Source organism: Sphingobacterium sp. DR205, from assembly GCF_011064245.1.
GTDB classification, from domain to species: domain Bacteria; phylum Bacteroidota; class Bacteroidia; order Sphingobacteriales; family Sphingobacteriaceae; genus Sphingobacterium; species Sphingobacterium athyrii.
Genome location: NZ_CP049333.1, coordinates 3,643,961 through 3,657,174 on the forward strand (window position 1 = coordinate 3,643,961; position 13,214 = coordinate 3,657,174).

Annotated in this window: 14 protein-coding genes; 5 read left to right on the forward strand and 9 right to left on the reverse strand. The window is 38.4% G+C overall.

The features are described 5' to 3' along the window. Nucleotides 1–36 precede the first annotated feature (36 nt). Genes G6053_RS15675 through G6053_RS15690 form a run of 4 tightly spaced genes read right to left on the reverse strand, consistent with a single transcriptional unit; the run spans nucleotide 37 to nucleotide 5,277 of the window. A complete protein-coding gene (locus G6053_RS15675; RefSeq protein WP_108633920.1) occupies nucleotides 37–345 on the reverse strand; it encodes a cupin domain-containing protein in 309 nt (102 codons plus the stop codon). A gap of 6 nt (nucleotides 346–351) precedes the next feature. Beyond that, the gene (locus G6053_RS15680; RefSeq protein ID WP_206531738.1) at nucleotides 352–1,539 is read right to left on the reverse strand and encodes a PepSY-associated TM helix domain-containing protein; all 1,188 of its coding nucleotides are present in this window, start codon (nucleotides 1,537–1,539) and stop codon (nucleotides 352–354) included. Between the two features lie 34 nt (nucleotides 1,540–1,573). Next, the gene (locus G6053_RS15685; protein WP_108633918.1) at nucleotides 1,574–2,833 is read right to left on the reverse strand and encodes a hypothetical protein; all 1,260 of its coding nucleotides are present in this window, start codon (nucleotides 2,831–2,833) and stop codon (nucleotides 1,574–1,576) included. 14 nt (nucleotides 2,834–2,847) lie between these two features. Further along, a complete protein-coding gene (locus G6053_RS15690; protein ID WP_165307076.1) occupies nucleotides 2,848–5,277 on the reverse strand; it encodes a TonB-dependent receptor in 2,430 nt (809 codons plus the stop codon). Between the two features lie 175 nt (nucleotides 5,278–5,452). Between G6053_RS15690 and G6053_RS15695 the strand changes: the two genes are divergently transcribed. Beyond that, nucleotides 5,453–6,469, forward strand: a complete 1,017-nt coding sequence (locus G6053_RS15695; protein WP_108633916.1) for an AraC family transcriptional regulator — start codon at nucleotides 5,453–5,455, stop codon at nucleotides 6,467–6,469. A gap of 281 nt (nucleotides 6,470–6,750) precedes the next feature. Here G6053_RS15695 and G6053_RS15700 read toward each other — a convergent pair whose 3' ends face one another. From G6053_RS15700 to G6053_RS15710, 3 genes are all read right to left on the reverse strand, one after another. Continuing rightward, nucleotides 6,751–7,617 carry a hypothetical protein gene (locus tag G6053_RS15700; RefSeq protein WP_165307077.1) on the reverse strand — a complete coding sequence of 289 codons (867 nt, stop codon included), beginning with the start codon at nucleotides 7,615–7,617 and terminating at the stop codon, nucleotides 6,751–6,753. A 237-nt stretch (nucleotides 7,618–7,854) separates the two neighbouring features. Next, complete coding sequence (locus G6053_RS15705; RefSeq protein ID WP_165307078.1) at nucleotides 7,855–8,034, reverse strand: hypothetical protein; 180 nt, start codon at nucleotides 8,032–8,034, stop codon at nucleotides 7,855–7,857. A 134-nt stretch (nucleotides 8,035–8,168) separates the two neighbouring features. After that, on the reverse strand, nucleotides 8,169–8,477 hold the full coding sequence (locus G6053_RS15710; RefSeq protein ID WP_165307079.1) for a suppressor of fused domain protein: 309 nt from the start codon (nucleotides 8,475–8,477) through the stop codon (nucleotides 8,169–8,171). 176 nt (nucleotides 8,478–8,653) lie between these two features. Between G6053_RS15710 and G6053_RS15715 the strand changes: the two genes are divergently transcribed. The 3 genes from G6053_RS15715 (at nucleotide 8,654) to G6053_RS15725 (ending at nucleotide 11,320) form a co-directional block, all read left to right on the forward strand. Further along, on the forward strand, nucleotides 8,654–8,860 hold the full coding sequence (locus G6053_RS15715; RefSeq protein WP_165307080.1) for a hypothetical protein: 207 nt from the start codon (nucleotides 8,654–8,656) through the stop codon (nucleotides 8,858–8,860). 214 nt (nucleotides 8,861–9,074) lie between these two features. Beyond that, nucleotides 9,075–10,490 (forward strand): aldehyde dehydrogenase family protein, encoded by a 1,416-nt coding sequence (locus tag G6053_RS15720; RefSeq protein WP_165307081.1) that lies wholly within the window; start codon nucleotides 9,075–9,077, stop codon nucleotides 10,488–10,490. A 5-nt stretch (nucleotides 10,491–10,495) separates the two neighbouring features. Further along, the gene (locus G6053_RS15725; protein WP_165307082.1) at nucleotides 10,496–11,320 is read left to right on the forward strand and encodes an AraC family transcriptional regulator; all 825 of its coding nucleotides are present in this window, start codon (nucleotides 10,496–10,498) and stop codon (nucleotides 11,318–11,320) included. Nucleotides 11,321–11,431: 111 nt separating this feature from the next. On the opposite strand, the gene G6053_RS15730 is transcribed toward G6053_RS15725, so the two are convergent. Continuing rightward, the gene (locus tag G6053_RS15730) at nucleotides 11,432–11,779 is read right to left on the reverse strand and encodes a helix-turn-helix domain-containing protein (protein ID WP_165307083.1); all 348 of its coding nucleotides are present in this window, start codon (nucleotides 11,777–11,779) and stop codon (nucleotides 11,432–11,434) included. Nucleotides 11,780–11,868: 89 nt separating this feature from the next. Here G6053_RS15730 and G6053_RS30925 point away from each other — a divergent pair, with 89 nt between their 5' ends. Beyond that, nucleotides 11,869–12,000 carry a hypothetical protein gene (locus tag G6053_RS30925; RefSeq protein WP_277603175.1) on the forward strand — a complete coding sequence of 44 codons (132 nt, stop codon included), beginning with the start codon at nucleotides 11,869–11,871 and terminating at the stop codon, nucleotides 11,998–12,000. Nucleotides 12,001–12,385: 385 nt separating this feature from the next. Here G6053_RS30925 and G6053_RS15740 read toward each other — a convergent pair whose 3' ends face one another. After that, entirely contained in the window at nucleotides 12,386–13,132 is a 747-nt protein-coding gene (locus G6053_RS15740) for an SDR family oxidoreductase (RefSeq protein WP_108633909.1), read from the reverse strand. Nucleotides 13,133–13,214 lie beyond the last annotated feature (82 nt).

The window sequence follows — 13,214 nt, forward strand, 5'->3', positions numbered from 1 at the left end:
AGGCATTTCATTTTTTACTTATAGTGGTGCTAGATTCTACTTCGATTCAAAAAATAAAATAGTTGTTTCTTCCGACGCATAGGGTTTATGTTGCGATCCTTTGGGGATGACAACAAATTCACCAGTGTTTACTTCAGACACATAACCATCGATAAATTTAATAAATAAAGTACCCTTCAATACATAAAACAGTTTATCGCCTAGCTCGTGAGTATGCATTTCAAACTCGCCTTTTATTTTGATGATATTGACCACATGGTCATTGACATCGGCCACTTTTTTCAACTTCCAAAACTCCTTTAACTGATCTACCTCAGACAGTAGATTGACCTTTCTGATTTCCATAAATGATTAATTTTTATTTTTTGCCTCAAGGGCTTCTGTTGTGTATTCTAGTCTTTTAAACTTCTTTTTCTTGAACTTTTTATTGTACCAGATGATAAATCCAGTAATGGGTAAACTCGTACAAATCAGGCAAACGATGAAGGTGAGTATTTTTCCTATGATACCCCACCAAGCGCCTATATGCAAAGAAATGGTGGTATTGAGCAGGTGATCATCCTTGCTCACTGCATCAGAAATCGGTATTTTTTCTCCTGAATACGAGTTCACAAATTGCTGGTAGCCTTCAAAAGTGAGTAAAGTCGCCGTTTTCTCTAGACGGACTAAGATAGCTCCTGTACGTGACGAAGGTAAGGTCGAAGTCAGCTGCTTTAAATGCTGTAATTCCGGTCGCCATGGAGCAATAAGATCTTCCATAGGCAATTGATTTTTAGTACTATCAACAGGGTGCTTAAGCCTATAAATAGGCTTCTCTTTTCCCGATCCGCCAGCGATCTTAAATACCGCTTCTTTTACAGGAGCATAACTGATCACTAACGCTGTAACCGTCAAAACCAAAGCAAAAGGAATGACATAAAAGCCTAATACATTATGCAGATCCAAGTTTATTCGTTTCCAGTTCGCATTCCGTTTGATCTTAAAACTTTTAGTCAGCGTCGACTTATTCCACCGTTTAGGCCACCACCAGATCAATCCGGATATTAATTCAAACAAAAAGATAACGGTAGCTATCTGGACGATATGCGACCCGACATTACCGAGAAGCAAATTGATATGTATACCTATCAATAATCTAAAGAAAGCATAAGTATGATCAACTTTTAGAATCGCACCCGTATAAGGATCAGCATATACAGAACAAAGGCTTTTATAAGCAGGAACGCCTATATTCATAGCTCTAAAAACCACAGCCTTATTCTTATCGCTATACTCTGTATACTGTGAGGCCACGATATCAGGATATGTTCTCTTAAGATTTTGTAAGATCGTATCGATCGCGATTTTTGATCCCGATACCGGTACTTGAACAAAACGAACCTCCCTATTATTATAATCATTGATTTCTTCATGAAATACAAATAGCGTTCCCGTCAAGCAGACCACAAAAACAATAATACCCGAGCTGAGGCCTAAACATAAATGCAACCAATTACTTATGCGCCTCCAAGCCGGCTGAGTTTTGCCCTTATCTTTCATTAGATTATTCACTTCTTAACTATAGAAAAATAAGTTACTCACCTGTCAACTTGATAAACCCACTTGCTTCTCCACCTCTGGTAATGTTGAAAGCTGGCTCGCCAACATGTGTTGCAAGATTGACTTTATAGTAACCATTTAAACCTTTTGCTCTATCCACAACGCGTAAGAAAACTTGGTTGTCGACTACTTCCACATTACCCGTAGATAGACCAAATACAGTCAGAGGCACGTTTGTAATAGGGTTGACATTTTTAGTTTTTATATCAACTTCAAAAAACTTGTAGATATTGGTGTTCAGATTCGTTAAAGCAGGCAAGATAATTTTGTCCTGTGAGGCATCGACATATAATTTTCCGTTCAGTTCACGGAAACTCCATAAAAGAGCACCAACAGGTAGACCTAGATCCGTAGCAGACAGTTCCCAATTTTTATCAAAATCTGTCTCTCCAGCTTTAATTCTAAAAATAAAAGAATTTTGAGGAGTCATCACCCGATCTTCATTGGTATCCCAACCTGTGGTCAAGAGGTACAGAGCACCGTCCGAGCCATGTATCCAAGCCGGAAATTCGGAGTTTGCACGTCCATGGTTTTTAGCTTTAGGATGAACAATGACTTTTTCAATTTTTTCCGTTAAAATATCAATCACTGCTAAGCGGTAATTTCGCAAATTATCAGCACTGCCATTAACTTTTTCGCTCGCATAAGTGATATTCACATAAAGCTTTCCTTCTTTTGAAATGATCGTCTGTTCTCCAGTTGTCACATTGGTACTTATCCCCGCCCCTTTTTCAATAACAGAAGAGAGGTCAATTTCACCGGTCCGTTCCATCGTGGTTGGATTGAATTTCTGAATTTTGGTTTTCCCCCGGTCAGCATCATAATAGAAGCCTGTTTTCTCATTGACGACAAGATGCTGAGCAGAAGTACCACATTTGATAAAACCGCTTTGAGCAAATTTTCCATTGGCAGACAAACTATATTGCACCACGCCAGTTTCACCCGATAGCGTCTGGCGGTTAAAAATCCAGTTCTTGTAAGTCCTAAAACCACCGTAGTTCCGAGCTTGAAGAGAAAGTCCGCCGATATTGTCCACAGATCCCGTTGGCAATTTATCATATGCAGCATAGTATCCTGCACCATCTGCCACACCCCACTCTGCAGTTAGCAAAATGTATTTACCGTTTGCTGGAGTCTCTCCATGATCATTTTGTTTATCATCCTTACTGCATGAAACAAATGCAGTAGATGTCATTAACAATATGGTCATGACATTTAAAATTTGCTTTTTCATTTTGATGTTATTTATTAATATTTGACTGTGTAATTTAATTTCAAGTGAAAACTTCGACCGGCATTCTGTATTTTAAAATTGTCGTATACCGCCGCATCAAATAGGTTTTTACATTCGATATTGACGGTAACGGGAAGTGTAGACTTCGGCTGCCACAACAATCCGATCGAATGAACCGTCTGTGAGGGAATTATATTGGGCGCATCTACCTTTGCTTTGCCCCAGAGCCCCAAGAAGCCATCAGGTTCAGTATTCTTGGGGATATAGTTTAAAAAGTATTGGTGTACGTAGCTCATGTTGTAATACGCCCGTATCTTATCAGTCTTAGAAAGCACGTCATCAAATTGTAGAGAAGCTCCGATGTTAGAGAAGAAATAAGGCGTATTGCGCAGTCGTGCGCCTTCCAAATAAGACATTAGCGGATCTTTGATATGGTAAAGACGAAAATCCTGATACGTGCTATTGCCGTTCAAGACCAGCCATGGCCAAGGTCTATACCTAATATCAGCTTCAAAACCGATCCCTTTAACCGATTCGACATTCACACTCTGTGCGTAAATCAAATTGACAGGAGTTGAAAGGATCAGATCTTTGGTAATACGGTAGAAACTGTTGATCTCAATATCTAATTTGTCATAAGGAGTGGTACGTAATCCCAAATTGGCATTGCTGCTCTTTTCAGGTTTAATATTAAAGTTTGACAGCACATAGGACCCATTGCCCAAGATTTCTGATTGCTCAGGTAAGCGGGTGGCCAACTCACCGGACAATCGGATATAGGTACGCTTTGACAACATGTATTTCAACGCTTCTGAAATACCGAATTTTGACGTATTGGCTTTTGAAGTCTGTTGATTTAAATAACCGGTATTGACATTTACTTCCTGTCCGCTTGTTTTTGCGCTGTAATATTTAAGTTGGAAAAGATTTTCAATTTTACCTGATGCAAATTGCCCTTTCCAACCTAGACTGGTCACTACCTTCATATAATCAGCTGGCAAGCTTTGCAGATCGACCGGATGCTCCCCGATAGAAGTCGGTCCATAAGGATCTTTACCCGTACGGCTATAATCGTTAATAACGAGATTAAGTGCAATAGACTGTTTATCTGAAAGCAGATAAGACAATCCCGTTCTTGAAGTAAAATTTGAAGTGGTAAATGTCAATAGCGTCGGATTTCCAGATTCGCCACGTCTGTTCACGTCAACAGGTGCGTGATAGGTGCCATACCAATCGTAAAAACCGCTTAATGTATCCGTTTGACTTCCTTTGATCTTGCTATATGCCAAAAACTGATCTAGAGAAAGTTTATGGTCTAAAAATTGCTTTTTATAGCGTATGGTAGGAATTACTGGTGTATATTCCATAGCGACAGAAGCACCAAAAGGTTTTTCCATCAGTCCTGCAAACTGGTTATCCCGATGGATCGTGAATGCTGTGAGCCCTACCCGCAGTTCATCGACCCATGACAGACCAGTCAGTCCGGCATACAATTCAACATAAGCATGTCTATATTGATTATGAAAAAGTTTGACTACGCCTGGGATTACCGTTGATTTTTCAGGATCTGGAATATTAGCTGTAACCTTATAATTATTGTCTGAATAGTTATAGAATGCATCCAATCCCCAGAATAAGTTGCTTCCTTCTTTCTTATGTTTCAAATTTAAGGAAGCACGGTGCGTATTAAAGGATGCTATTTCGTAAGAGACCGCGACATAGCGGTTGGATTCTGTTTTGGATACCATATTGATGGCACCACCTAATGCATCTGCACCAATTTCTGTCGGCAGTACACCTTTATAGACCTCCACTCTTTCCAATACATTGACCGGTGTTGCCGAAATATTATAGCCCGCTCCCAGATAATCAGTAGGAACACCATCTTTCAACATTTTAATTGATTTGCCTTGAAAACCATTGAGCATCACATTCGTACTACTTCCCAATCCACCAGATTGGCGTACACGTACCCCGGCCGATCTGTTCATCAGCTCGACCAGGGTCACTGCTTGAGCTTGAGCAGCTTTCGTATCCACAATTTCAGCTTTCACGATCTCATTCCGTGCCTTTTGATTATCATTTTGACCGACTATCTTCACTTCAGACAACAGTCGCGAATCCTTTGTGAGCACAAAATCAACTCGATTCGCATTATCTTTTAATACATACACCGTTTTGATCTGTGACTGTTCCCCTAAGTAACTCACGCGGATACTGTATTCCATTTTTACAGGCAACTGAATTGAAAAGTTTCCTTTTTCATCCGTCATCACCCGAATGTTCATTTTCACCACTTCTACTGTCGCCGCTGCAATGGGGGTTCCATTTTCAGAATGGACTGTTCCCTTTAAATATTCAACTTTCGTCTGGCCCGTAACCAGCTGCAAAACGGCAAAAAGCAAAAAAAATACAATAGTGTACTTGTGGTAATTGTTTTTCATTGAAACTATTATTTAGAATTAGTTTAAATTAGAAACAAAAGTATCTATATTTGTCTACGAAAATTGCAGTAATAAGTACAGATTTTGCAGTATTACCGGATCAATGAGGCGTATCTATCTACCGGGTGAAAGAATGAATTGCGACCGTGCCTATTAGCAAGAAAAAAGTGACCAAATGAATATTGAATTTTTGAATAGCGATAGAAAACAGCTTATATCTTCACTAAAGGAACCTGAGGGTTACCTGATACCACAGGAACAGAATATCATAGAAACCCTGGATTTCAAAAACGGTAAAGAACTCTATGAAGAGCGAAAGCGCATACATCTGGACGGGGTTTATATCAACTTCTACAAGCGGTCATCGGCAGAAGAAAGGGTAATCTGGGTACGATCTGATGCTCCCTATATACAAATGCATTTTGAAATTTCGGGAGGATCTGCCTACTATTATCATAAAAATAAAAAGTTTGCAGTGCTTACATCAAAGGGCGAGTTTAACACATTTTACGTCCCCTATTTAGACGGGAAACTGATCGATCCACCCTGTAAAAATGCCACAACTGTCGAAATAGAATTTTCAGAAAGTTGGATAAGGGAACATATTGGCGATGCCTCTTCGTTAACCATGAATTTTGTCGATGACATTGCGGCGCACAGACCCAGTCTACTGGGAGGTAAAGCTCATATCATTACGCCACAGATCTCTAAAACAATCAGTGAGCTCTACGAATGTCCGTACACTGGCCATATCAAACGCCTATATTTAGAAGCAAAACTCATGGAGCTGCTGGCGCATCAGCTCCATGGCGTGCATGCTATAGCAAACATAAATCAGCTCAATAAACTGTCCAAGTTAAATATCGAAAACTTACATTTTATAAAAGAAATGCTCATATCCAATCTAGCAAAAAATTATACAATCGAAGAACTGTCTTATTTATCCATGATGAACCGGACAAAACTTCAGGCAGGATTCAAAGAGCTTTTCGGACATACTATACATGACTTTATCGTTCAAAAAAGAATGCAATTGGCCTATCATTTACTCACCGAATCTTATGCTAACCACTGGAACATCTCAGAAATAGCACGGCGCGTGGGCTACCTGCGCAGTAATCATTTTTCTGCCGCTTTCAAAAAAGAGTTTGGTGTTTCTCCAGGGCGGTTTTTGAAAAATAAGATTGAATGATTGGAGATAATTTAATGTTTTTTTATTCTTGAATCTAAAGAAGTAATTGTATCAGCAAAATCAGAATTAGCAGGAATGATAACATAACAGGTGGATCTACGTTCCTATCACGGTGTTTTTTTGATCTTTTTCATAATTTTTAACAATTGTCTATCAGCGAATTACATAGCAATAAACCTAGAAACTAAAATATCAGCAAAATAAATATAAGGGACAATCAATAATTGGGTTTCATGTGTCCAACTACTAATTACAAAGATTTTAATCAATTTTCGACAATTTTATTCATAATATTCGATTTTTCTTTTTATTAAAAGTCCTCCTTCAAATTCGTCTATAGGATTTCTTTCAATTATTTGTTTTTGTTCAATCCAATTCCCGTAATCATCGTATACATATGAATAGTGTGATATTTCAATTGTGGGACTTTTTTCGGATTTGGTTTTTTCTTCTTCTAAATCACCGTGTGAATTGTATTTATAACTTGTTGTTTCTTTAAAATAAGAGGATTCCAACGCTATGGGCTTATTTAAATTATCATACTTTATATTAACTATCCCTGATATATTGCCATCGAAATTTTCAGTCTTTTCTTGAATCATATTTTTATTGGAATCAAATATTTTAGTAAGAATAGAAGCTAACAAAAACTCCCTTTTTGTTCCGTCATATTCATAACGTTTTTCTGTTTCGCCATTTCCATAATAAAAATAATCCGTGTACGCACTCAATTGGTTCAGATCTAACCGATTGTCTTTATACTGATTTTCAATTTTCTTAGTCAATTGCATTTGTTCATTATAGGAAAACAAAATCTCCTCATATTTATCACCTGTAATGGAACCAATTCGTTCTATTTTGTAGAGTTTGCCTTTTTCATAGACATATGTTTCATTCAAATTTCGGCTAGTTTTACCCTTAGTTTTATCAAATTCTTCGATATATATTTTCGAAATGGTACCATCTACGTTGTATTCTTTATATTCATCCAGACCTTTCTTGTCTAATCTGTTAATAGGTTGTCCATCTATTCCATGGTAGGTTATTTCTTCTGTTTTTATCTGAGGCTTAGTGTTCGGAGTGTTTTGTCCAAAAGCAAAAGTGTACAGTAAGAACATTGTTGTAAAGACCGTTATTTTTTTTCTCATATAGTATTTTTTATGACCCCAATATGTAGACTCACTAAAGCTACACCAGCGTTCAATTAACCATTTTTACAGTAGCACCGCTCACTTCTTGTACGGCCTATAATTTGACTCATCCTATCTGTATAAATATACGGCCGGTCTTTTTGGTATGAAAGACCGTTTTATAATTCGTTAAACTGTATTTATTATCCGCTATCATTTTCCAGTTATCTGTGAATAAAGGGTGCTAAAGCTTTACTATCCAATCTCGCGACCGTGGATAGTCCTTCGTAACCAGAACTGTTTGGCCTCTAAAAGCTTCATGGGTGTGACTTTTACAAAAGTGATATTTTCAGTCTTTTTGAAGTTTGCCCGTATCAAAACTTCCAGTGATTTTAAAACGGATAGATTTGGGATTTCATTTTGTTGGTTATTCATCCAACAACTACTATTTCACTTTTTTTAGAGCTCGTTAAAAGCTGAATTGATATATTGTTTTAATAGATGTTGGTGTAGCTATGAGATGAATATATTATGGGAATCCATTTTTTGCCATAATCTAATGATACACTTTATACAGAAATTCGCTCTCTATGAATATTATAAAGGTCAAATGCAGGATGTTTCCAAAACTTTTCTAACCCCAATTTGGAGATAACATCAATTTCAGCTGCATAAATCGGGTAAATACCTTTAATATAAATATTATACCCAGCACCAGTATCAATATTTTCATAGTTACTTTTGTCTCTGAAAATGGAGGGAGCAAATACTAAAAAACCGTCCATTTCGGAATCGTTAGCAATCTTTTCCCCAAAATCGATAGGATTTCCATAGGAAAAAGGGCATTTCTCGCAAACTCCCGGAGGTATTCGTTCCATTCCATGGTAAAGTTATTGTGACACTACCACAAGCTCACAATAGCTAAGATGAGTTTTGATAATTACTTCTATATTTAATAGAGATTGTTATTTTGATTCATATTTTCACCTGATCAAAAACAATTGAAATCCAACGCTTCGAAATGGGATGATCTCATTTTTATTATATAACTATTATGTACAGGGCCATTAATGGCCTGATTGACTATGGTTTTGACTACATGAAGTTGCACTCGAAAGAAACACATTCACCGGAATCCAATGCAACTATAACTGTTTTTACCTTACAAAAAGGATTTCAACATATCATTAGACCAACCAAAGCAGCATTGAATTCTATTGTAAAAACTGCTGTAGTTGAATTAGCAAAAAAATCAGAGTGATTTAATAAGCACGGTGCTTACAAAGACGGAAATTATGACCAAAGCGAGATTGGACGAAAAACATTGGAAGGTCTCGATGAATGGTTAACCGGCGGATTGATGGGCTTCTCAACAAAGAAATCTGGGCTTTTTAACAAAGCTCCTAAAGAAGCATCGAAGTAATTTTGTGTTAGTAAATAACGATGCTCTTTAGCTAAGTTTAAAAAATAATAAAATGAAAATAATCAATCAGCATTATGTCAATGGACAATTTCGTCTCTCGACAGGTACAGAAAAGATGGATATAATAAATCCGTCGGATGGAAGCCTTATCGGCAAAGTTGTATTAGGCAATGAGCAAGATATGAATGCGGCAATAATTGCCGCCTCAGCAGCTTTACCATCCTTTTCACAAACAAACAGGGAGCAGCGTATGGATTATCTGCAGCAATTACACGATGCGCTGATGGAGCGTCTAGACGACCTTCAGGAAGCGACTACAATAGAATACGGTGCAACAGTACAAAGGTCACGGTGGTCAAATCAGTATGCAGCAGAAACCTTCCTTTATTTTAAACACATCCTTAAAGATTTTTCCTTCGATCGCCGTATCGGTCAGTCCACAATTGCTATGGTGCCGATCGGAGTAACTGGAATCATGACTGCTTGGAATGCCAATTCCGGATCCATAAGTGTGAAGCTGGCGGCTGCGATCGCAGCTGGTTGCACAGTAGTGATCAAGCCCAGTGAAATGAGTGCGATACAATCCCAAGTGCTAGCTGAGTGCTTCGAGCGTGCAGCCCTTCCTGCCGGCGTAATTAATATGGTGCATGGTCGCGGAGATATTTTGGGTACAGTATTGTCTACCCATCCAGCTGTGTCCAAAATTCTGTTTACCGGTTCTACTGTCGTAGGTAAGATAATTGCACGTAATGCAGCGGACACAATGAAGCGCGTCACGCTGGAACTTAGCGGTAAATCACCCAATATCATTCTCGATGATGCTGATCTCAATACTGCGATACCCATGGCTGTAAATGCGGCCTTTATGAATAGTGGTCAGGCCTGTATTGCAGGCACCCGACTGCTAGTGCCGGAAGCTGTACTGCCAGAGGTGAAAGACATCTTGCTTAAAACGATGACCACACAAACTGTTGGTGATCCATCGGATGAACGTACGGTCATAGGTCCTATGGCCAGTGAGAAACAGTTTGACCGTGTACAACATTACATCGGGCTAGGCATGAAAGAGGGTGCCGAACTTTTAGCGGGTGGACTGGGCAAGCCGGATGGATTACAGGAGGGATTTTATGTCAAACCCACTATATTTACAGGTGTAAGTAATGAGATGACTATTGCTCAAGAAGAAATTTTCGGACCGGTATTATCTGTTATTACCTACAAAACAGAAGAAGATGCCATTGCCATTGCCAACGATACCATATACGGACTGCATGCCTATGTAAGTAGTTCAGACATGGAGCGGGCGCAGAAAGTAGCTGCACAGATCAATGCAGGCAGGGTTGCGATTAATACGATCTATCATGACGCGCTGGCACCCTTCGGCGGATTTAAACAATCCGGCTTAGGAAGAGAGGGCGGCATATATGGCCTCGAAGAACAATTAGAGCCAAAAGTAATTATAAGCTAATCACTATGGAATGCAAAAATGATATCTCCGAAGAAGCAAAAGATGCCGCTACAGGACCTAGAATAGTGTTGAATACCTATTCTGGCAATACGATCGAAGGAGAAGCTTTTTTAGCAGATCATGTCTTCAGTTATATCCTCCAGGGTAAACAGGATCTCTGGCTTGCCGATCAGAAGTATGCTTATTGGGAAGGAGACTTCCGGTTCTTCCGACGCAACCAGCTGACCAAATATGTAAAAAGTACCAGTGACGGAAGTTTCAGGTCCATAGCGGTGCATATCGATCAGTATACCTTAAAGGAAATGAGCGAACAGTACGGATTGAAAGCCGATGGCGTATTTAATCCGAATGCAACACTGCTGATACAGTCTAGTGCGCTGCTGAAAGGTTATATAGATTCCTTGGCTCCCTATCTGCAGCAGCAAACAGATGAACGCATTGTTACACTAAAGATCAGAGAACTTGTTTTGCTGCTTATTCAACATAATCCTGCATTTAAAAATATATTGTTTGATTTTAATGAGCCGGGTAAGATAGACATTGAAGCTTTTATGAACAGCCATTACAGATATAATGTATCTATAGACCGCTTTGCTTTTCTTACCGGCCGCAGCCTTTCGGGTTTTAAACGCGATTTTGAGAAGCAGTTTCATACCAGCCCAGGCAGATGGCTATTGCAGAGGCGCCTGGATGCCGCCCGTTTCATGATCGAACAACGAAAAGAAAAACCATCCGATGTGTACTTGGATCTGGGGTTCGAGGATCTCTCCCATTTTTCCTTTGCTTACAAAAAGGCATTTGGATATGCACCAAATAAAAAACATTCCTAGCATAAAATCAATTAAAATGGACATACAAATAAAGGCAAATGTGTCTTGGTATCTGGATCTATTTCAGGATTAGGCAAAGTCATGGCTAATTGGAGGTTTAAAATAGAAACCTCATTTTGCTTTTATTTTATCTCTATGCTTTAGACCAAATTTAATTAAAGCATTGACCACTTCCTCCGTTTCTATAGCATAAGCGGTAAGCGCATAAGAGACGGTCACCGGCTTGGTGTCATTAACGGTTCTGCTAATCAGCAAATTGTCTTCTAATTCCTGAAGTTCTTTGGATAGAACTTTTGGGGATATTCCCTGAGCCATTTCTTGCAGATCTTTAAACCGCATTGTGCCGTGTTTCTGCAAATTGTGCAGGATACAAAATTTCCATTTACCACTGAGCAATTCAATGCCATCTTTTAATGCCAATATAGTTTCTTTATCAATATCACGTTTTTTACCGCTCATAGGATAGTTACTTTCCTAAAGGTAATGAATAGTAAATATATATTGGATATCCAATAGTTTTGTTGAACAGAAATTTTAAAAAAATCATTATGAAAGTAACAATAATCGCAAACATTTCGGCTAATGGAAGAATTTTGGTATCCGATAATCCGCATCATAAGTTGCCACCGGAAGCAATGGAATTTTATATACAATCTGTAAGACGGTTGGAAATGTATTGATAGGATTGAAAACATTTGAAAATTTTCTAAATTTTCCAGATCAAGTAAAGGAACATTTTAATGGAATAGAAATCATCATATTGGCCGATAAATCTTATACGGCTGATGGCTACAAGACTGTATTCCACTGACACGGTTTGCGTTACAGTCTCTAGAATACTAGCAATGTCAAAGACTTTATTAAATCACATAAGTGACTAAAAGCAGATATATTGAAATGAGCTGGAAGTATTAGTGAGCTTTTTCAGTTTCATATTTTTCTTCTTTTCTCCAGAATGGTCACAAAATTCTATCGTATATATAGGTAAATACAGTATTTTAAGAATATACGACGGCTAGAAGTTTTTAAACTTCCAGCAATCGCATCCAAAAAATAAAGCTCGAATTATAAAACCATTCCGCCGTCCATAAGGATTTCCGTTCCGGTCATGAAGCTTGCCACATTGTTATCTGACAAGTAAATAACAGCTTTGGCAACATCTTCCACAGTTCCCATTTTTTGTAAAGGGATTCCGCTGATTAACCATTCATCAAGACTTTCCAATGTTTTTTCGTCCAATCCCGCTTTGGTCATAATTTCAGTCTTTGTAGGCCCCGGACTTACCAAATTTACCCTGATTTTTCTTGGAGCTAATTCTGCAGCAGCGGTTTTTGCAATGGAATTCAATGCAGCTTTGCTTGCTTGGTAAATAGAGCTGTTTGGTTTAAAGGTTGTTGCAACGTTGGATGAAAGGAACACCACCGAACCACCGTCGTTCAATAGGGGAATAAATTTGCTTAAAGTAAAATAAGCTCCTCTGAAATTAATACTCATTACATTGTCAAAATTTTCGGCGCTCATATTTTCGATCGAACCTAAAGTTCCGGTGATTCCTGCATTAATAAACAAGATGTCAACTTTTCCAAATTGCTTTTCAACTTCAGTTTTGAAATTGTCAATGTCATCCAATTTCCCCTGATCCGCCACAAAAGAAATGGCACCTAACTCTTGCGCAGCCTTTTCAATGGCTTCTTTTCGCCTGCCGGTGATAATTACTTTTGCTCCTTCTGCGATTAACTCTTTGGCGGTTGCATATCCTATTCCGCTGTTTCCACCTGTCACGATGGCTAATTTGTTATTCAACTTATTCATTTCTTTGATTTTTTTACAAAGTTATATGGAAATGATATACTTTTGTTATCAGTATAACCAAGTATATCAGTATCATCAATTA